This window comes from Polyangium fumosum (genome assembly GCF_005144585.1).
In the GTDB taxonomy this organism is placed as follows: domain Bacteria; phylum Myxococcota_A; class Polyangia; order Polyangiales; family Polyangiaceae; genus Polyangium; species Polyangium fumosum.
Window position 1 is genome coordinate 33,117 of sequence record NZ_SSMQ01000009.1, and the last position, 19,586, is coordinate 52,702.

The window sequence follows — 19,586 nt, forward strand, 5'->3', positions numbered from 1 at the left end:
AAAGAACGATACGGAGCCAGGGCGCCATGAACGGGTGACCATTGCAGCGGCCGTGCCACGCAGGGTGTCGCCGTCGTGCACGACGCTTCGCACCGCCTCAAGAAGACCGCGCCTCCTCCTCGTCCGCAGCGAGGGACCGCTCGACCGCAGCACGCGCCTCGGCGCTGTCCGCGCGGGGCAGCCGGATTCGAAAGCGCGCGCCCCCGAGCGGCGACGTCGTGGCCTCGATCGTCCCTCCATGATCGACGACGATTTTCTTCACGATGGTGAGCCCGAGCCCCGTGCCGTCGCGCTTCGTCGTCACGTAAGGATCAAAGAGGACGTCGCGCACCTCGGCCGAAATGCCCGGCCCGTCGTCGTCCACGTCGACGACGTACGAGCCGCCCACGGCCCGCGCCGCGACCACGACCCGCCCCCAGGAGCCCTCGCTCTTGCCGGCGCGCTTGCGCGCATCCCGGAGCGCCTGCGCCGCATTCTGCACGACGTTCGTGAGCACGCGGTGGAGCATTTCCCGATCGAGGACCGCGGGCATCGAGCCCTCGGGCACGTCGAAGCGGAGATCGACCTTCGAGAGGAGCGCCTCCTCGTCGGAGGTCCTGCCCCCCTCCGTCCGCGCCGAGAAATGGTCGCGTTGCTCGCGCAGGAAGGAGCCGAGGTCGACGGGCGCGAGGTCCGCCCGCGGCAGCCGCGCGAAGCTCGAAAACTCGCCGACGAGGCGGCGGAGCGTGCCCACCTCCTCCTCGACGACCTCCAGCGTGGTCTGCACGATGCGGCGGTAATCGGGGTCGTCGCCGGCATACCGGCGATGGCATTCCTGCACGGCGAGCTGGATCGGCGTGAGCGGATTCTTGATTTCGTGCGCCAGGTGCCGCGCCATCTTCTGCCATTCGCTCATACGGCGCAGAAATTCGACCCGAGCGCGGCTCTCGTCGAGCTCCTCCAGCATTCGATTGAACGCGCGCCCGAGGTCGCCGACCTCGTCGTCCCCCGTCACGGCGACCCGCACCGTCAGATCACCCGCTGCCACGGGCCGCGTCGCCGCCGCGAGCTCGGCGATCCGCCGTGTTACCGGCCGCGCGACCACGATGCCGGCGAGCGCGGCGAGCAAGATCAAGAGACCAAACAAAAGGCCAAACGCCCGCGTGTACGTCCGATCGACGTACTCCTCGCGGTGATGTCGTTCGATCTGATGATATGCCTGGACGAACTCCTGCGCGGATTCCATCTCGGCAAACCGCGCGTTTGGCGCAGCAAACGTGGCGACGAGGAAAGGGCCCTCGTCCTCGGAGGCCTCGCCGAGCGGCCTGCGCACGAGCAACGTGCGCTCGGCGGCCGGATCCACGGGCCGCTCCCGCTCGTGTTTGCCGAGGACCGTCCCCGAAGCATCCTCGATCTTGAGCGATACGAGCGAAGGATGCGCCGCGAATTCACGCGCGAGCTCCGCGGCGACCCGCTCCCCTTCCCCCGCCTTCGCCACGCGCGAAAGCTCCGGCCGCATCGCAATGGCGTCGGCCTCGTACCGCATGCCTTGCTTGATCGTCTTGGCGAGGTCCGCATACACGCCGAGCGCCCGGTCGAGGTGCGCGCCGAACTCCGGCTGAAACGCGGTCGCGCTGACGCGGGCCACCATCGCCCGCGCCATGAGCAGCGCGGCGACGAGCGGGATGACGGCGGTCACGAGCACCGCGAGGACGACGCGGCGCTCGATCTTTCGTGTCTTGATGAGGGGAGCGGGGCGAGGAGGATTCGGTGGGCCGGACACGGACGCGATACTAGTTCGCTCCGTCCTCGATGGCGCGCTCGACGGCGGCGTGCACCGGCGAAACGTCCGACGCCGGCTTGGCAACGTCGAAGCTGACCGGCGGCACCACGCCGCGCGGCAGCCACGTCTCCTGCTCGTGGCGCGAGGCGTCGGGCTTGCGCGCCGGCAGGATGCGCCCGTCCGGCTGGAAGCGCTCGAGTTCCTCCGTCACGCGCCGCAGATACGACTGCTTGATGTGGAACGGCATGAACGCGCTCTTGAACCCCGAGACGAGGATCGTCTTGATGTCCCGGAGCGACATGCCCATCTTCGTGTGGCAGAGCCAGAGCTCGTTCGACACCGTCGTGTCCGTCACGAGCCGGTTGTCCGTGTTCACCGTGACGCGCAAACCGAGGTTGTAATAGAGCTTCAGCGGGTGCGACGCGAGATCACGCACCGCGCCGGTCTGCACGTTCGACGACGGGCAGGCTTCGAGCGGGATGCGGTGATCGTTCACGTAATGCAGGAGGTCGCCGTTCTCGCGCAGGCGGCAGCCGTGGCCGATGCGATGCGCGCCGCAGACGTGGATCGCCTGCGCGATCGACTCGGGGCCGTACGCCTCGCCCGCGTGGATCGTGCAGTTGATGTTGTTGTCGCGGACGAGCTGGAAGGCGGCCTTGTGGTGCTTGGCGGGGTTGTCGTACTCGGCGCCGGCGAGGTCGAAGCCGACGACGCCGCGGTTCTTGTAGGCCACCGCGAGCTCGGCCATCTCCAGCGAGGAGTGCGGCGAGATGTTGCGGATGCCGCACACGATGACCGCGCTCTCGATGCCGAGGTTGTCATGCGCGGCGCGCAGGCCCGCGAGCACCGCCTCGACGACGCTCGTGAGCTTGAGCCCGAGCCGCGTGTGGAGCATCGGCGCGTAACGAACCTCCATGTAGCGGACGTTCTCGCGCGCCGCGTCTTCGGCAAGCTCGTAGGCGGCACGGAAGAGCGCTTCCTCGGTCTGCAGGACGCGCAGCGTGACGTCGAACGCCTTCAGGTACTCGACGAGCGAGCCCGTGTTTTGCCCGAGCCGCATCGCACGCCGGAGCTCGGCCGGGTCGTACGACGGCATGTCGACGCCGTGTTTCTTGGCGAGGTCGATGATCGTCTCGAGTCGCAGCGAGCCGTCGAGATGGACGTGGAGGTCCGTCTTCGGGAGCTGCTGGAAGAACTCGAGGGGCAGCGTACCTACGCTGCCCGTCGCTGTATCTGTCTCCATGGTGAAGTGTTACACGGACAGCGATGCAAGGGGAGGCCGATCCGCCCGGCCCGGCCAGCGTCAAGCGGACGGCGAGCGCTCCTTGCGCGGCGCGTCTCCGTCCAGGTCGCCGACCGAGGTCCTCAGCGTCACGAGCGCCGCGAGCAAGAACGCCGCCCCGAGCACGACGAACATGCTCCAGAGCGGCAGCGAGAGGCGCGCGCCCCCGAGCTCCTGCGTCATGGCCATCTCGACGCGATCGGGGTTGTACCCGAGCACCACGCGCTTCCCTACGAACGTGAACGGTAGCCCACGGCCACCGAGCTCCTCGAAGAGCTTTTTGTCCCGTTCCAGATCGGCGATCGTTTGCGGCGCCTTCATGCAGCTCGCGAGGGCGTCGGCTTCGAGGCCCGCCGTCGGAGCGATGAGCTTGGGGAGGGCCTCGCGCGTGAGCTGCTCGGGTTCGGCCGCGTAGAGCTGATCGGCGACGGCCTCGCGTTTTGCCGCGGGCACGCAGAGGTACACGAGCGCCGCGGGCTCCGCGCCCGGGTGGCCCGAGAGCGGCATCATCTTGCGCACGAGCGTCACGCGGTCGCCGTACTTCTCGGCGACGCCGTGCAGCACGGGGTGCATCCGCCGGCAGAAGGGGCACTCGAAATCGGTGAACCCGACGATCGTGACCTTGCCCGGGGCTTGCTCGGCCTGGATCACCGCAGGCAGCGGCGGCTCGACGGGATACCGGCCCCACACGAACGGCACGACCACCGCGAGCATCGCGGCCGTGACCCACGCGGTCGTGACGGACCTGCGTTGCGGCAAGAGGACGCTGCCTTCGTCCTTCCACGCGCGGATCGCGATCCACACGGAGGTCAACGCGATGACGATCGCAGAGAGGTCGACCGCGACGCACCAGGCGCAAAACGCGCCGATCTCGGTCTTTTGCAGCCACAGGAGGAAGGCCGCGAAGAGGCCGCCGGGCACGGCGAGCGAAGCGACGAGCACGTGCTGGGATTTGCGCCGAGCGACGAGGGTCAGGCCGAAGAGGAGTGCGTACGCCGCGAGGCCGAGGCTCGGCAGCGGGGCGAGGCCGAACAGGCGCGACCAGGGGGACATGCGCACCGCGAAGCAGCCCGATGTCACGCCGCAGAACGCGGGATCGCCCGCGTTCGTGTACTCGACGACGAGCGCGGCCGAAGCGGCGATCGCGACGAGCAGGGGCAAACGGAGCAAGAGGACGGGCCACGTGCGCATCGGCTCATGTTTTGCACAAGCGCCGTCCTTTCGCAGCCGGCTTGGTTCGGGACATGCTAGGAAACCGCCCAGCGCGCGCCCCCAACGCGAACAGGAGGGGGTTTGGGGCGTAGCTCGGCCCGTCCGAGCGTAGCCCCAAGCGTTGAAAGGAATGTCCGGCCTCCGGGCACCACGACCCATGACGTCGATCGGCCGCGTAACCATCGCCGAGGTGCTCGCCGAGCACAGTCGCCCGCTGCACATCCACGAGATCGCCAGCCGGCTCGGGCTCACGGAGGGCGCCTACGAGCCGCTCCGACGCGTGCTCGACGATCTGTGCTGGGACGGAAGCGTCATCGCCTTGCCCGGCCAGCGCTTTCGCCTCGCTGTCGCGCGCACCCGCGAGGAGCGGCGCGGCAAAGAGCACGAGGGGACGCTGAACGTGAACCCGCGCGGCTTCGGGTTCGTCACGGTGCTCGACCTACCCGACGACGTCTTCGTGCCGCAAGAGGCGATGGCCGGCGCGCTGCACGGCGACACGGTGGCGATCCGCGTGGTGACGACGTCACGCCGGGGCATCGAGGGCGCGGTGGTGCGCGTGGTGAAGCGCAAGACGACGCGCGTCGCAGGCGTCCTGCGCAAGCGCGGGCGGAGCGCGTGGATCGAGCCCGACGACTCGCGTCTGCGCGGCCCGATCGTCCTCAAATCCGAGCCTCGCATGAAGCTCGAAGACGGCCTCGCCGCCGTCGCCACGATCACGCGCTTCCCGGAGATGCCCGACGAGAATCCCGAGGGCGTGCTCGAAGCCGTGCTCGGCGTGCCAGGCGATCCCAACGTGGAGGTCGCCAAGGTGCTCGTGCGCGAGGCGATCGAGGAGGAGCATTCGGCCGAGGCGATCGCGGAGGCGGAGGGCTTCGGCGACGAGGTGCCGCACGAGGCGCTCGCCGGCCGCGAGGATCTGACGCACCTGCCGCTGCCGACGATCGACCCGGAGGACGCGCGTGATCACGACGACGCCGTATGGGCCGTGCGGAAGGAGGACGGCTCGTACCGCGCATGGATCGCGATCGCGGACGTGTCGCATTACGTGCGTCCAGGGACGGCGCTCGACGCGGGCGCGATGGCGCGCGGCAACTCGATCTACCTGCCGGATCGGGCGATCCCGATGCTGCCGCGCGCGCTCTCCTCGAACCTGTGCTCGCTCGTGCCGAACGTCACGCGCCTCTGCTTGTGCGTGGAGATCGACCTCGACGCGACGGGGACCGTGCTGGGCGCGCGGATCTTCGAAGGCTTCATGCGTTCGCGCGCGGCCCTCACGTATCCGGCCGTGGCGCGCGCGCTCGGGCTCGCGAAACACGCGGTGGCGAACCCCGACGCCGAGGCGATGCGCGACGACCTCGAAGTGCTGTGGGAGCTCTCGCGGCAGCTCCGCGCGCGGCGCATGCGGCGCGGCGCGCTCGACTTCGATCTGCCCGAGGCGAAGGTCGTGCTCGACGTGGAGACGGGCGCGCCGCTCGACGTGGAGAAGCGCGCCCACGATCCCGGCGTGAAGAAGGCGTACGAGCTCATCGAGGAGTTCATGCTCCTCGCGAACGAGACGGTCGCGCGGGAGCTCGTGACGCGAAACACGCCGGCGATCTTCCGGGTCCACGCGCCGCCGAACCCGGAGCGGCTCGAGCGCTTCGTCACGATGTGCGAGACGCTCGACGTGGGCTTCGAGCTCGAAGACGCCTCGGATCCGAAGAAGCTCGCGACGTTCCTGAAGCGCATCGCGAACCATCCGCAAAAGCAGGTGCTGCACTCGCTGCTGCTCCGCGCGATGAAACAAGCGGTCTACGACGTGGGCAACGGCGGCCACTTCGGCCTCGCGTCGACGGCGTACCTGCACTTCACCTCGCCGATCCGCCGCTATCCGGACCTCGTCGTGCACCGGGCGATGCGCGCGCTGCTCCAGAAAGAGCGCATCGACACGAGTGCCGAAGCCGAGGAAAAGCTGCGCCTCGCCGCGTCGACGGCCTCCGACTGCGAGCGCCGCGCGATGGACATCGAGCGCGAGGTCGTCGACCTCTACCGCGCGCTCTTCATGCGCGCGCACATCGGCGATATCTACGAAGGCACGGTGACGGCCGTCGTGGGCACGGGCCTCTTCGTGGCGATCGACAGCCCGTTCGTGGACGTGCTCGTGCGCCTCGACGCCCTCGGCCCCGACGGCTACGAGGTCGACGAGACGGGCCTCTACGTGACGGGCACGCGCAGCGGCGAGCAGATCAAGCTCGGCGACTCGATGCTCGTGCAAATCGAGGACGTCGCCGTGCTACGTCGCTCGATCTATGGCCGGCGCGTGATCGCGGTGGAAGAGGAAGGCGCGCCTCCGCCGAAGCGCAAGGTCCGCCGCACGGCGTCGACGAACGGCCAGGACAAACGCGCCCGCGGCAAGGCGGAAAAGGTGTCGACGAAAGGTCGCGCCGCACGCGGCGGCGCGGATGGCTCGAAAAAGACGAAAACGAAGAAGGTCGCGAAGTCGAAAAAGACGCGGCGTTAGCCGCCGCGTGTATCGTCGCTCGACGCGCGATAGAGCGGCGAGAGGCCCCCGCGCTCCGCGTACGGTTGCAGGTAGCGGAGCGACACGTTCGCGCTCGGCAAGAAGCGGTGATAACGCTTCTCCGGGATCACGAGCGCGTCGCCCGGACCCACCCATATGCGCATCCAGCGCTCGTCGGCCGCGCGCACGTCGTAGACGCCCTCGCCTTCGAGAAAAAGCCGCACCTCGGCGCCGAGGTGCAAATGCTCGTCGATCTCACGCGCGATCGTCGCTTCGTCGCGCGGGTTCGCCACGCTGAGCCGGACGTCGTCCTGCTTGGTAAAACCACGGTCGGCCCGAATGCGTTCGAGGAGCGGCTGCATCGATCCTGAATCGAATGCCTCGGCGAAGATCCCCTCGGCCCGCAGCTCCTCGGGGCTGCAAACGCGCTCACTCGGGCTCATCCACACCGCTCGCATCGCATCCTCCGTACGATCCCCCCCAAATCATCCCGCCCGGACGGAGGCGCGGCGTCAAGGACCTAACGCCGGATCAACCAGAAGAAGCCGACGACGCTGAGGACGAGGACGAAGGCCGCAAAGAGAAACACCACACCATCGGTGAGGCTCCAGCCAGACTCGGGGGCCGGCGTGGCCGAGCGCTGAGGCCGGAGCGGGCGCGAGGCATCGTCCTCCACGGGCGTCGGCTCCGGCGCCGCGGCCGCGGAAGGCGTCTCGTCCTCCGCCATGGGCGGCGGGGGCGCGTCTTCGGGCCGCATCGGCTCATCCGCGCACCGCGACAGCTCCGCGAGCGCCTCGGCCGCGGGATACTCGAACACCACGACATTGCGGCCCATCGCGAGGGTTTGTCCGGACCGCCAGGTGACGTCGGTCGGGCCGAGCGGCGCGCCTTCGAGGAGCGCGGCCTTCGAGCCGAGGTCCCGCACGAGCAGGTGCTCGCCCTTGAGGCCCACTTCCACGTGGCGGAACGCGGTGTCGGGATCGTCGAGCGGGAGGTCTACTTCCCGCGCGCGGCCGAGCACGTACCGCCTGCCCGCGTCCGTGAGCGCGAGCGTCTTGCCTTCATCGGGCCCCGACACGACGACGAGCTTCGGCCCCGCATCCTCGCCCTGCGCGGCGAGCCCACGCGCGACGAGGTCGAGCGCCAGCGCCTTCGTCGTCGCTGGCGTCGCGCGCGCGGTCGCGAGCGGATCGATCTTCACTTCGAGCCACACGCGGCCGAGACGAAAGAGCTCTCCCGATCGGAGGACACGCGGCGATTGCGGCGGCAAGAGCACGGAGCCGAGCGCCGTGCCGTTCGTGCTGCCCTCGTCGACGATCACGTACTCGTGGCCGCGTTGCCGGATCGAGGCGTGACGGAGGCTTACGCTGGGGTCGGGGAGGCGGAGATCGGAGCCTTCGCCGCGGCCGATGAACACGCGCGGCATATCGAAGGTGAGCGCGAGATCGTCGCCCGTCGCCGATGCCCGCACCGTGATCGTGACTGCCATGAAACCTCGGGCGAACGCGCGGCGAGAGGCTCTGCCGCGCGTGCCTTCAGGCGCCGATGCTCCGGCGCACGCGCTCCACGGCGTTGCCGAGCTGGCGCATCGTCTGCTCCTGAATGCGCGCCGCCTCCTCGATCTTCTTGGAGGCGTCGAGGAGCTGCTCGAAGCCGCGGTTCTGGTTGCGCTGCGACGCGTTCAGGTTGTTCACCATCGCGGAGATCTGCTCGATCGAGCTCGTCATCTGCCGGCCCCCGCGGGCCTGCTCCTGGCTCGAACGCTCCACGTGCTGCGTGATCGTGCGCATCTTCTCGGCGCTCTTCATGATGAGCTCCGAGCCGCGCGCCTGCTCGGCCGTGGCCGCGGCGATCTGCTGCACGGTCTCGGCGATGCGGCCGATCGCGTCGGTGACCTGCTTCGAGCCCTTGGCCTGCTCGACCGTGGCGCGCGCGATGGCGCGCACCATGTTCGTGCTCTTCTGCGAGCTGTCGAGGATCTTCTTCAGCGCGCGCTCGGCTTCGTTCGAGACCTCGACGCCGCGGTCGACGTTGTGCGCGCCGCGCTCGACGGCGGCGATCGCGTTCTTCGACTCGGCCTGGATCGTCTTGATGAGGTCCGCGATCTCCTTGGTGCTGCCGCCCGCGCGATCGGCGAGCTCCTTGATCTCGTCGGCGACGACGGCGAAGCCCTTTCCGTGCTCGCCGGCCTGCGCCGAGAGGATCGCGGCGTTCAGCGCGAGCAGGTTCGTCTGCTCGGCGACGTCGTCGATGACCGCGAGGATCTGGCCGATCGCCTCGATGCGGAAGCCGAGGTTCGAGATGACGCTCACCGCCTCCTGGCTCGACTCCTTGATGCGGTAGATCTCGCTGATCGTCTTCAGGATCGCCTCGGCGCCCTTCTCGGCGTCCATGGCGACCTCCTCGGACAGACGCGCCGTCTCGTTCGCGTTCGACTGAACCTGGTCGATGGACACGTCCATCTGGTTCATCGAGGAGCTCGTCTCCTCGGCCGTCAGCGAGAGGCCGTCGACGTTCTTCGCGACCTCGCGGATCGAGTAGGCCATCTCCTCGATCGAGGAGACCGTCTCGCGCACGCTCGCCGCGAGTTCACCGACGTTCTCCGCGACCTCGTCGCTCGTCGCCGTCATCTCGAGGATGCTCGACGAGGACTCTTCCGCGCTCGTCGCGAGCATCTCGATCGACTGCGAGAAGGTCGACAACGAGGCGTTGATGTCGCGCGCGTGCGCCGTCGCCTGCTCGGCCGAGGAGAGCACGGTGCCGAGGCCATCACCGAGCCGCGGCAGGTACTCGTCGATGACGCCGAGCGCCTCACCGAGCTCCGCGCGCCGCTTCTGCTCGCGTTGCTCCGAGCCGCTGAGGCGCTCGCCGATCGACGCGAGCTCCATGTAGATCCGCGCGACCTCGGGCTTCGCGCCCACGGGCGCGCGAACACGCTCGCCCTCGCCGGCGCGTTGCACCGCGGTGACGATCTCGCCTTCGAGGATCTGCATCGCTTCGGCGAGCTCGGCGCGGCGCTTCTGCTCGCGCTGCTCGGCCTGGGTGAGGCGCTCGCCGATCGAGGAGAGCTCCATGAAGATGCGCGCCACCTCCGGCTTCGCGCCGGGCGGGGGACGGACACGCTCGCCCTCGGCGACGCGCTGGACCGCGTCGATCACGTCGGCCTCGACGTTCGCCAGCGTCTCGGCGAGCTCGCCCTTGCGCTGGGTCTCGCGCTGCTCGGCGGTCTGCGCGCGCTGCTCGGCGGCGGAGAGCCCTTGCTCCGCGGCGATCGCGCGCTGCTCGGCGGCCGAGATCCGCGCTTCGAGCGACTGGAGCCGCTGCTCGGCGCTGCCGGCGCGCTGCTCGGCGACGTTCGCGCGCTCCTCGGCGAACTGGACCTTCTTGTCCGCGTCTTTCGTCGCGTCGCGGACCACCTCGGCGACACCCGAGAGCTCCGCGTAGATGCGCGCCATGTCGGGCTTCGCGCCTGCAGGAGCGCGCACGCGCTCGCCGGACGCGGCGCGACCGAGGGCTTCGATCACCTCGTCGACGTTCACGCTGCTCGTGCCTGCGTTCTGTTCGAGCTTCGCGACCTCTTCGTTGAGCTCCGAGGTCTTCTTCGAGAGACGCTGGATCTCCTCGTAGACGTCCGCGAGCTCTCCGGTCACGCCTTCGGGCAACGCCGGCTTCTTGCCGCGGGCTGCGGCCTTCAGCGCGTCGACGAGCCCGCCGAGCTTGACGTTCGCGCCCTGCGACGCGCTGGCGACGAACATCGCGACCGCGGCGCCGAGGCCTATCAGGTAGAAGAGCTCGGACGTGAAGTCCTTGAGGAGAGACTTCGTTCCGATGCCGAAGAGGACGGCGGCGACGAGGACGACGGCGGGGGGGCCGAGCTGCCTTGAGTTCATGGTCTGACGCGGCTTGCGGGTGGCGCGGATCGGGCGACGCTCCGGCCGAGGGGCAGGCGCGAGCCGACACGCGAACGCTCGCCGAGGTTAAGAGCGCCGGGGCCTCCGGTGCAAGGAGAGGGATCATTTCCTCGCGATCGAGGCCTAGGACCCGCCCCGATGGCCGGCCCCCTCGCCGCCCCTGCGCCTTGAATCCCCCGCCCCCTCGGTGATTTTCGCCGGCGTGCTGTAGTCCGGCGAGGTCCCGAAGGGCTTGTCGTATCCGCGACGATGCGGAGGTCTGCGGGTCGGGCCACCGTCGTTCGATCCGATGAACGTGCCGCACCCCACAAGCATCCCGGAAAGAAGCAGCAACCCGACGAGTCTCCTCATGGATGAGCCCTCCCTGCGCTGATGTCGGACCCCGAACTCCGTGGACGTCGGCGGCCCGGGGCACCCTACGGCGCGGGGCTAGAATTTTTTGCCGCATGAAGCCTCACGCGCAAGGGACGTTGCAGCGCGGGAGCGCGGCTGCGCCTATGATGCGGGCCGTTCTGAGGCTTCTTCGCCCGTGACCCTCGCTGCCCGGCTGCTCCTCGCCTTCGGCCTCGTCGCCATTTTCGCCGCGGCGCTCGTGGGTCTGTCGCTGCGCGACGCCTCGCGTCAGATCATCGAGAGCGACTTCGAGGACCGGATCGAGGCCGCCGCGATGGGCGTGCGTCGCGAGCTCGCGCGGGAGGCGCGCGAACTCGAAGGGTTGCTCGGGCCGTTCTGCGCACACGACACGTTCGTGGACAAAGCGCACCTCCTGCTCGAACGCGCGCGGGGCGACGAGGCCGCGATCGAGTCGGACGCGCGGATCTCGATGCGGCACTTCGTCCCCGATCAAGCGCGCGCGCTCGGGCTCGACGACCTCGTGCTCGTCACCGACAAGGGCTTGATTCTGGCTGCCTCGGACGTCTCGCGCACGGGCACGAAGGCCCCCGATCTCGCGAAGCTCTTGCGATCCCCGACGGGCGGCGCGCCGCGGCTCAGGCCCGATCCGAAGGGCGGCGAGGCTTCCCTCGAAGTGCACTGCGCGCGCTCGGGCGGCGGCGTCGAGATCGGGCTGGTCGGTGCGCGCCGCGTCGGCAAGATCCTCGAACGCATCGGCGCCTCGCACGGCGTCGAGCTGCGCGTCGAAGGGCCCGAGCGCGTGAAGACGGTGGGCGACGCGGTCGTCCGGCCGATCGACGTCGTCGAGGTCCCGGGCCTGCGCGTCGTGGCCATCGCCACGCGCGACAAGCTCCACGGCGCGCTCGCGAAGCTCGATCGCGCGATGCTCTTCGCCGGCTCCGTCGCGCTCGTGCTCGGCCTCGCCATCGCGTTCGTCCTCGCGCGGAGCCTCTCGCGCCCGCTCGTCGAGCTCGCCCGCGAGACACGCGAGGTCGTGGCCGGCGCGCCGCGCACCGTGAAGGGGCGCGGGGGCCGCGAGCTCACCGACCTCGCCGACGCCTGGAACCACACGATCGCCGAGCTCGCCGCGATCCGCAGGCGCCTCGCCGCGACGGAGAGGATCGCCGCGCAGCGCGAGGTCGCGCGGCAGATCGCGCACGAGATCAAGAACCCGCTTGCCCCGATCCGCGCCGCCGTCGAGACGCTGCGCAGGCTCCGCGCCCGCGAAGATCCCGCGTTCGACGAGTACTTCGAGGAGGCGACGGTCACGGTACTGCAAGAGGTCCACCGGATCGCGAACATCGTCACCGAGTTCACCCGCTTCGCGCGTCTGCCCCCGCCGAACCCTGCGCCGCTCGATCTCGTCTCCGTGGCGAAGGGCGTGGTCACGCTGCACGTCTCTGCGGGCGAAGGCGTCGAGCGCACGGGGACGCGGCGGGTCGAGCTTTCGTCCGAGCCGATCCCGAAGGTGATGGCCGACCGTGATCAGATGGTGCAGGTGCTGACGAACCTGATCCAGAACGGCCTCGACGCAGCGAGCGCCGTGCGTCCCGACCCGCGTGTGCTCGTGACGATCGGCCCGCTCGCGGAGAACAAGGTCCGCATCGTCGTGCGCGACAACGGCCCGGGCGTACCTGCGGAGATGGTGCCGCGGCTCTTCGAGGCGTACGCGACGACCAAGGAGAAGGGGACCGGCCTCGGCCTCGCGATCGTCCAGCGGATCGTGTTCGAACACGGCGGAGAAATCGCCTACCGCGAGGCGAAAAAGGGCGGCGCGGTCTTCGAGGTCTGGCTGCCCGTGTCGGGTCCGCCGCTGCTCGACAAACCACCGACCCTCGAGACCACGCTCCGCGGGCCGGACAAGGCCGCCTAGAACCGGGGCCAAGCCCGGACGATTCCCCCCGAGACGAAGCTCGCTTCGTGATCGCGCAGAGCGCCGAATCGTTCGGCGCCCTGGGGCCTCGGCGCTGGCGAGCGTCGATCGCCTCTGGCATGGTCCGGCCATGCGAAGTTCGACGGCACGCGTTGCGTTCGCCCTCTCGCTCGTGGCTCTCACCTCGCTCGCGCCGGGTTGCGGCGGCGCACCTCCGAAGCAGACGCGCACGTCGCGCCCGAAGCCTACGCTCGGCCCCACCACGAACCCCAAGCCCGCCGTCACGATCCAGGGCCCTGCGCTCTTGCCCTCGTACGTCCTCACGCGGCTCGACGACGAGAACACGTCGCCGTACGTCGCGCGACGCGGCGACGACACGCTCGTCTTCTACGACGCGCGCGGCCACCTCTACACACGCCTTTGCGGGCCGGAAGGGAAGCCCAGGACGGCCGAGCCCATCGACGTCGGCCCCGCCTCGGCCGAGATCCCCGTCGCGGCGATCGAGGCCGTCGGCGACGGCTACCTCGCCGCGTGGGTCGAGGGCATGAAGAGCAACGCCGCGGTGAAGATCCTGTCCCTCGACGCGACGGGGGCCGCGCGCGGCGCGCCCATCACGCTCGCGCAGTCGGCCGACGAGGTGAGCTGGGTCGAGATCGTCGCGGGCCCGAGCTCGGCGCTCGTCGTCTGGGAGGTACCGCGCGACGACCACTTCGACGTGCTCGCAGCGCCCGTGACGCCCGGAAAAACCCCGTCCGCCGCCGTCGTCCTCGCGCACGACGCCCTCGGCTGGGATCTCGTCGCGACCGAACGCGGCGCCGCAATCGCGAGCGTCGTCGCCGGCGCGAACGGCGCGCAGAACGAGGCCGAGCAAGGCCGCGTCGGTCGCGTGCTCTACGCCGACGTCGATCTCTCGGGGAAGGTCTCGGCGCCCGTCGTCGTGAACCCCGAGGCCACGGCGCAGAACGACATCATCGTGGGCCTCGCGGGCGGCCGCACGCTCATCGGCTGGACCGACGTCCGCAACATCGACTCCAGCGTGTACGTCGCGGCCGTCGAGCCCGGCGGCAAGATCGTCACGCCTCCGAAGCGCGCGACCACGCCGGTCGGCGAGCAGGCGCTCGTCTCGCTCGTCTCGGGCGCGGGCGCGGGCGCGGGCAAACGCGCGCTGCTCGCGTGGGAGGATCTGCTGCGATCGCCGCGCGATGGACGCCTCATCCACCTCGCCACGATGGACCCCGACGGCAAGCTCGGCGCCGAGCGCGCGACGCTCGTCTTCAGCGCGAGCGGCCCGCCCGACATCACCGCCGACGGCGACGGCTTCGCCGCGCTCACGCTCGCGCCCGCCTCGACCGGCGCGGGCCCGCTGCCCAAGGACGCGCCGATCTGGCCTGCGTTCGTGCGCTTCGGCCCGGACCTCCAGATCCGCGCCTCCGAGCCCGTGCGCGCCGAGCCCTTCGCGAGCAGCGAGGGCATCCCCTACCTCACGCGAAGTTTGTCCTGCCACTCCGGCGCTTGCATGATGCTCGCGTCGAGCGAGGGCTCGCCCGCGACACTCGCGGCGGTCGGCTTGCCCGTGCGGCAGAGCCCCTGGCGCGCGCCGGCATCGCGGGATCCCGAGGAGACCCCGCCGCGCCCGCTCGGCGTCACGGCCCTCTACGACGGCGAGCACCTCGCCCGCGTGGCCGCGACGGAGCGCCCCTCCGGCGGCTCGCTCGCCGCGTGGGTCACCTACCACATCGAAGCGAACAACGACCGCGACGGCGGCAAGCCTGCGCGCAAGGACGACCCGCTCGCCACCGTCGGGGTGCGCGCCGTCTCCGCGGCCGGCGTTCCTGGAAAAACCCAGGTTCTCTCCCGCCGCGCGCTCTCGATCGGCGGCGTCGCGATCGCCTCCGCGCCGGGCGGCAAGACCGAGGAGAGCGCGCTCGTCTGGGCCTCACGCGACAAGAACGAAGCGCAGGTCCAGATCGCCAAGCTCGGCCCCGAGGGCGACAAACTCGCGCAAAAACCGCTCACCACGATCGCGCGCAAGCTGAGCAAGGACGGCGTTCCGAGCGAGGTCTCCGACGTCGCCGTCGCCTACGCGCCTCCGTCGGATCCGGGCAAGACCGACGACGGCTTCATCGTCGCGTGGGTCGACACGCGCGACGGCAACGCCGAGGTCTACGCCGCGCGCGTCGATCGCACGCTGCGCAAGGTCGTCCAGGACCGACGCATCACCGAGGCCCCCGGCGACTCGGCCGAGGTGCAGATCGCGGTGCGCGGCAAGGAGACGTTCCTCGTGTGGTCGGATGCGCGCAGCAACCCCGACGAGGGCGCCGGCGACATCCACGTCGTCCGCCTCGACACGCGCACGCTCCAGAAGGTCGGCCCCGAGACGCGCCTCTACGCTTCCCCCGCGCACTCGCGCTCGCCCTCGGTCACGCTCGCCGGCGATCGCGTGGTCGTCGCGTGGATCGAAGAGGCCGCCCCCGACGCGAAACCCGAAGCATCCGATGCAGGCGTACGCATCGCGATCCTCGACGAGCGCGGCACCCTCGCCGGCAGCCCTCGCCTCGTGCGGGGCGAAGAGCAGAGCGCGGTCACCTCCGTGGCCCTCGCGTGCGGGCCCTCGAAGTGCCGCGGCGTCCTCACCTCCGTGCTCCGCGACAGCATGCTCCTCGACGCGTTCGAGCTCTCGCCCGGCGCGCCCCCCGGACCGCTCAAGGCCCTCGCCGCGCTCACGGGCGGCGCCAACGCGGACGTGTCCCCTGCGTTCGCCGGCCGCGAGGGCACCTCGCTCTTCTTCGGCGACGACGCCATCGGCGGCACCGGCCGCGTCCGGTTCATGACGATCGGCTGGCCCTAGACCGTTCTCCTACCAATCCTCCGATCGCGCCCGCGGCGCGCCTCGCAGCTCGGCGAGCGCGTCCTCGGTCGAGAGGAGCACCTGCTCCGCCTCGTCCACGTGGTTCGGCCAGTGCGGGCTGAACCGCAGCACGCCGTCCGGGATCGCCGTGCTGATCCCACGGGTGAGCAGCGCGCGCTGGAGCGCCACCACGTCGATGTCCTTCGGCGGCAGCACCGCGAGGATCCCGCTCCGCCGGTTCGCCTCGGGCGCGCGCAGGCTGGTGAAACCTCGCTCCACGAGTCCCGGCTCCACCGCGTCGCCCCAGCGCACCACGTGCGCGTGGATCGTCTCCACGCCGAGCTCGACCACGAGATCCACCGCCGCTTCGAGCCCCACGAGCCCGATCGCGTTGATGCAGCCGACCTCGAACACCTCTGCGCGCTTCTTGAACGGCCGGTCGTACCGCATGTGGCCCGGCCCTTCGAGCAGGAAGCGCACCGCGTCCTCGTGGCTCAACCACCCCGCGACGTGCGGTTGCAGCGCCTCCACGCGCTCCTTCCGCACGTACAGCATCCCCGTCCCCTCGGGGCCCATCAGCCACTTGTGCCCGCCCGAGGCCCAGTAATCGATGCCGAGCGCGCGCACGTCCACCGGCACCGCGCCCGTCGCCTGGATCCCGTCGACGAAGAGCTCCGCCCCGTGCGCGTGGCAGAGCCGCGCCATCTCCCCGAGCGGCATCCGTAACCCCGTCCGGAACTGCACCGCGCTCACCGCCACGAGCCGCGCGCCCTTCGCGAGCTCCTCCGCGAGCCGCCCGAGCCCTCGCTCGTCGCTCTCCTGGAAATCCGACAGCGGCAGGAACACAGGCTCCACGCCGAAGAGCTCCCCCGCGCGCATCCACGGCGTCACGTTCGCGGGGAACTCCCCTTCGAACAGGATCACCCGATCGCCGCGCTTCCACGGGAACGACAGCGCGATCGCCGTCACGCCCGACGACGTGTTCGGGAGGAACGCAATCTCCTCAACCGACGCGCCGATCAGCCGCGCGAGCTTCTCGCGTAGCCGCGCCCGCTGCGCCCCGTAGGTCCCGAAGGCCTGCGACCCGCGCCGCCCCCAGTCTGCGATCGCGTTTTGCATCGCGCGCCGCACGGGCCAGGACGGCGGCGAGATGGCCGCGTGGTTGCAATAGACGAGCGGCTCCAGATCCGGGAAATGCTCCCGATCACCGAGTTTTGCCGTGAATTTGACGTCGTCGCGACCCATGGGCGAGAGGATGCCCCTCCCCGAGGCCTCCTGGCAAGGCGCGGCGCTCGCGCACGGCGCGCGGCTCGGATACCCTCCCAGGCCGACGTGCGCGGCAACGACGGTGCTTACCGAGATCCGCTCCAGGGCTTGCGTACCCGTGTGCAGGACCTCGCTCGGGAGGTCGAAGAACGCGAGGCCACGCTGACCGACGCGCTCCTCGACCACCTACCTCCCAAGCTCGCCGAGGCCCTCCGCGACGGCCGCGCCCGCGCGCGCCTCCCGGCGACCACCGAGGCCGAGCTCCTTGCCGCCGAGGCCACACTCCTCGTGTATCGGGACGCCCTCGATCACGCGATCGAGCTCGCGCCCGACCTCGAGGACGAGCAACGCGCGCTCCCCGAGGAGGCGCCCGATCCGCAGCTCTCGGGCTCGTTGCGCCCCTTCATCGACCTCTTCATCGCCCGCATCGTCCTCGAGACCTGCGAGGCCGCCGAGCGTGGGCTCCGCCTGGCCGCGCTCGCCCTCGCCAAGGACGCCGAGGTCGAGGCCGAGACCAAGTACGCCTTTCGCGCCCGCTTCCACGCGCACGACGCGCCCTTCTCGATCCTCGCCCAAGTCGCCTACGCGCAAAACGACACCCCGGCCGAGGTCCATGTCTTCGTCGCGACCTCCGTCGCCGCCGGAACACCGCCATTGCGGATTCGCCCCCAGACGTTCTTGCATGGTGTCGGCAAGGCGATCGGCCTCGTGCGCGAGGCGGAGGTCGGGGACGAACGTTTTGATGATTTGTTCTTCATCGAGGCCGAGCCCGACGACGCCAAACGCCTCCTCGGCCCCTCGGTGCGCAAGGCGCTCCTCGGCGTCGCCTCCTTCGACATCCCCGATCTCGACGTGCGCGGGGGCCGCGCCTTGCTCCACTTCCGCTTTGAGCCGAACGAGCGCCTCCTTCGCAACGCCACCCTCGCGCTCGCGGGCATCCGCAAATCCCCCGTCTCGGTCACGCTCCTGCGCTGATACCCGCGTCTTCCTTCGTTTTTCGCGTGGTACATTGCGCGCGATGAAGGCCGCATCGAAGTGGAAATGTTTGGCGCTATCGTTCTCCATGGCCGCGATCCTGGGCGCCGCGGCATGTTCAAACGACCCGACCCCGACGCCAGAGCCCAAGCCGGCTGCATCCGCGGCGTCGAAGGGACGTGTCGAGTGGGTCCGTGCGACCGAGGGGGAGGACGTCGCGACGTCCGTGCGGCGCGAGATCGAGCGTGCTCGCAAGGACGGACGAGATCTCCTCGTCTACGTGGGCGCGACGTGGTGCGAGCCCTGCCAAAGGTTCCATCACGCGGCTGAGAAGGGGGAGCTCGACGACATCTTTCCTCGCCTGCGGATCCTCGAGTTCGACCTCGATCGTGACGCCGAGCGGCTCGCCGTTGCTGGTTACGCATCGCGCCTCATCCCCTTATTTGTCGCGCCAAACGATGACGGCACCGCCTCGGAGCGGCGCATCGAGGGCTCGGTCAAGGGCGAGGCGGCGGTCATGGAGATTGCGGGCCGGCTCCGCCGCATCTTGCCGCGCGCCTCGGCCGGCCCTACCGGCTGAGCCGCTCGCCATTCACGGACCCGCCACGGACCGAAGCGCCGGGCCGACTGCTACGTTCTTTTCGCACCCCTCGCGTCTCGAACGAAACCCGCGAGGGCTGTGGGGGTCCCTTTCGGTGCGCCCATCGCTTCCGCGCGGGGTACGAAGGTTCGGCCGAGCCGATCATAACGATCACGTCAAAGGCCGCCGGCGCGTCATCGTTGCACGCGCCGCATCATCGAGATCTTCGGGAAGACGCGCGTGTTCCCTCGCGTTTTGCGCGCGTCTGCCGGTCACCGAGGCGAGCGCATCGCCTCGGGAGGGGAGCGTGCGCGCATGCATCGATACGTAACACGAATTACAACCCTGAGTTCCTTTGACAAACGGGGCGCGGGGTCGGTTCCATCAATAAAACCGTATTTTCCAGTGCCCAGGTTCGTCGGAACGGTGCATAGTAGGGGCGTGCTCGCCCAAAAGCATAACAGGGTGGACGTGGGGCCTGCGCCCGCCCGACGACAAACCAGGTTCCAGGTCCTGCAATCAACCACTTCCTTGATCCGGCACGTGGAGGGCCGGCGGGGTCGTCCGTGAGGATGTCCCGAAAGAAACGCCATGCCGCGACGAACCGTACCGGATCCTTTCGCAACGCAGGTGGGTGGCCGCATCCGTGAGCTTCGTCTGGAACGAGGCATGTCCCTGGCCGAGCTCGCGGACGCGAGCGAGCTGTCGAAGGGACACCTTTCCAGCGTCGAACACGGGCTCGCAGCCATCACGATCCAGACGATCTCCCGGCTCGCCCGGGGGCTCTCGCTGCCGCCCCTCTACTTGCTGACCTTCCCGGGGGAAGACGAGCGCGCGCACGCCGCGGAGCTCGTTCGCAAGCTCCCGACCGATCAGGTCCGCAAGCTCCGCCGTCAGCTCCAGGTGCAGCTCGGTCTGCGCAAACGCTGATCCCGGCGTATACCTCGTGCTGATCCCGTAATCGGGGCCGCCCTGAAAAGCGGC

General features: G+C 69.9%; 13 protein-coding genes. 6 read left to right on the plus strand and 7 right to left on the minus strand.

What is annotated here, in order from left to right; genetic code table 11:
- Nucleotides 1-97: 97 nt before the first annotated feature.
- Genes E8A74_RS10875 through E8A74_RS10885 form a run of 3 tightly spaced genes read right to left on the minus strand, consistent with a single transcriptional unit; the run spans nucleotide 98 to nucleotide 4,235 of the window.
- The gene (locus E8A74_RS10875; RefSeq protein WP_232379490.1) at nucleotides 98-1,762 is read right to left on the minus strand and encodes a sensor histidine kinase; all 1,665 of its coding nucleotides are present in this window, start codon (nucleotides 1,760-1,762) and stop codon (nucleotides 98-100) included.
- Nucleotides 1,763-1,772: 10 nt separating this feature from the next.
- Nucleotides 1,773-3,005, minus strand: a complete 1,233-nt coding sequence (gene add, locus E8A74_RS10880) for an adenosine deaminase (protein WP_136928896.1) — start codon at nucleotides 3,003-3,005, stop codon at nucleotides 1,773-1,775.
- Between the two features lie 60 nt (nucleotides 3,006-3,065).
- Entirely contained in the window at nucleotides 3,066-4,235 is a 1,170-nt protein-coding gene (locus E8A74_RS10885) for a vitamin K epoxide reductase family protein (protein ID WP_170229039.1), read from the minus strand.
- 178 nt (nucleotides 4,236-4,413) lie between these two features.
- On the opposite strand from E8A74_RS10885, the gene rnr reads away from it, so the two are divergent.
- On the plus strand, nucleotides 4,414-6,756 hold the full coding sequence (rnr, locus tag E8A74_RS10890) for a ribonuclease R (protein ID WP_232379491.1): 2,343 nt from the start codon (nucleotides 4,414-4,416) through the stop codon (nucleotides 6,754-6,756).
- Here rnr and E8A74_RS10895 read toward each other — a convergent pair.
- The 3 genes from E8A74_RS10895 to E8A74_RS10905 all read right to left on the minus strand — a co-directional run bounded on the left by E8A74_RS10895 (nucleotide 6,753) and on the right by E8A74_RS10905 (nucleotide 10,646).
- Nucleotides 6,753-7,214 carry a 1,2-dihydroxy-3-keto-5-methylthiopentene dioxygenase gene (locus tag E8A74_RS10895; protein WP_136928898.1) on the minus strand — a complete coding sequence of 154 codons (462 nt, stop codon included), beginning with the start codon at nucleotides 7,212-7,214 and terminating at the stop codon, nucleotides 6,753-6,755. The two genes, rnr and E8A74_RS10895, sit on opposite strands and share 4 nt — an antisense overlap.
- Before the next feature lie 62 nt (nucleotides 7,215-7,276).
- Nucleotides 7,277-8,245 (minus strand): FHA domain-containing protein, encoded by a 969-nt coding sequence (locus E8A74_RS10900; protein WP_136928899.1) that lies wholly within the window; start codon nucleotides 8,243-8,245, stop codon nucleotides 7,277-7,279.
- A gap of 46 nt (nucleotides 8,246-8,291) precedes the next feature.
- Nucleotides 8,292-10,646: a methyl-accepting chemotaxis protein gene (locus tag E8A74_RS10905; RefSeq protein ID WP_232379492.1), complete on the minus strand. Its 2,355-nt coding sequence runs from the start codon at nucleotides 10,644-10,646 to the stop codon at nucleotides 8,292-8,294.
- Between the two features lie 550 nt (nucleotides 10,647-11,196).
- On the opposite strand from E8A74_RS10905, the gene E8A74_RS10910 reads away from it, so the two are divergent.
- Together E8A74_RS10910 and E8A74_RS10915 are read left to right on the plus strand one after the other, a co-directional pair.
- The gene (locus E8A74_RS10910; protein WP_232379493.1) at nucleotides 11,197-12,933 is read left to right on the plus strand and encodes a sensor histidine kinase; all 1,737 of its coding nucleotides are present in this window, start codon (nucleotides 11,197-11,199) and stop codon (nucleotides 12,931-12,933) included.
- 130 nt (nucleotides 12,934-13,063) lie between these two features.
- Nucleotides 13,064-15,781, plus strand: a complete 2,718-nt coding sequence (locus tag E8A74_RS10915; protein ID WP_136928901.1) for a TolB family protein — start codon at nucleotides 13,064-13,066, stop codon at nucleotides 15,779-15,781.
- Nucleotides 15,782-15,790: 9 nt separating this feature from the next.
- Here E8A74_RS10915 and E8A74_RS10920 read toward each other — a convergent pair whose 3' ends face one another.
- On the minus strand, nucleotides 15,791-17,026 hold the full coding sequence (locus E8A74_RS10920; protein ID WP_136928902.1) for an aminotransferase class V-fold PLP-dependent enzyme: 1,236 nt from the start codon (nucleotides 17,024-17,026) through the stop codon (nucleotides 15,791-15,793).
- A gap of 141 nt (nucleotides 17,027-17,167) precedes the next feature.
- Here E8A74_RS10920 and E8A74_RS10925 point away from each other — a divergent pair, with 141 nt between their 5' ends.
- The 3 genes from E8A74_RS10925 to E8A74_RS10935 all read left to right on the plus strand — a co-directional run bounded on the left by E8A74_RS10925 (nucleotide 17,168) and on the right by E8A74_RS10935 (nucleotide 19,532).
- Complete coding sequence (locus E8A74_RS10925; RefSeq protein ID WP_170229040.1) at nucleotides 17,168-18,022, plus strand: hypothetical protein; 855 nt, start codon at nucleotides 17,168-17,170, stop codon at nucleotides 18,020-18,022.
- Between the two features lie 43 nt (nucleotides 18,023-18,065).
- A complete protein-coding gene (locus E8A74_RS10930; RefSeq protein WP_136928904.1) occupies nucleotides 18,066-18,602 on the plus strand; it encodes a TlpA family protein disulfide reductase in 537 nt (178 codons plus the stop codon).
- A 591-nt stretch (nucleotides 18,603-19,193) separates the two neighbouring features.
- A complete protein-coding gene (locus tag E8A74_RS10935) occupies nucleotides 19,194-19,532 on the plus strand; it encodes a helix-turn-helix domain-containing protein (RefSeq protein ID WP_136928905.1) in 339 nt (112 codons plus the stop codon).
- The last annotated feature ends 54 nt before the right edge of the window (nucleotides 19,533-19,586 follow it).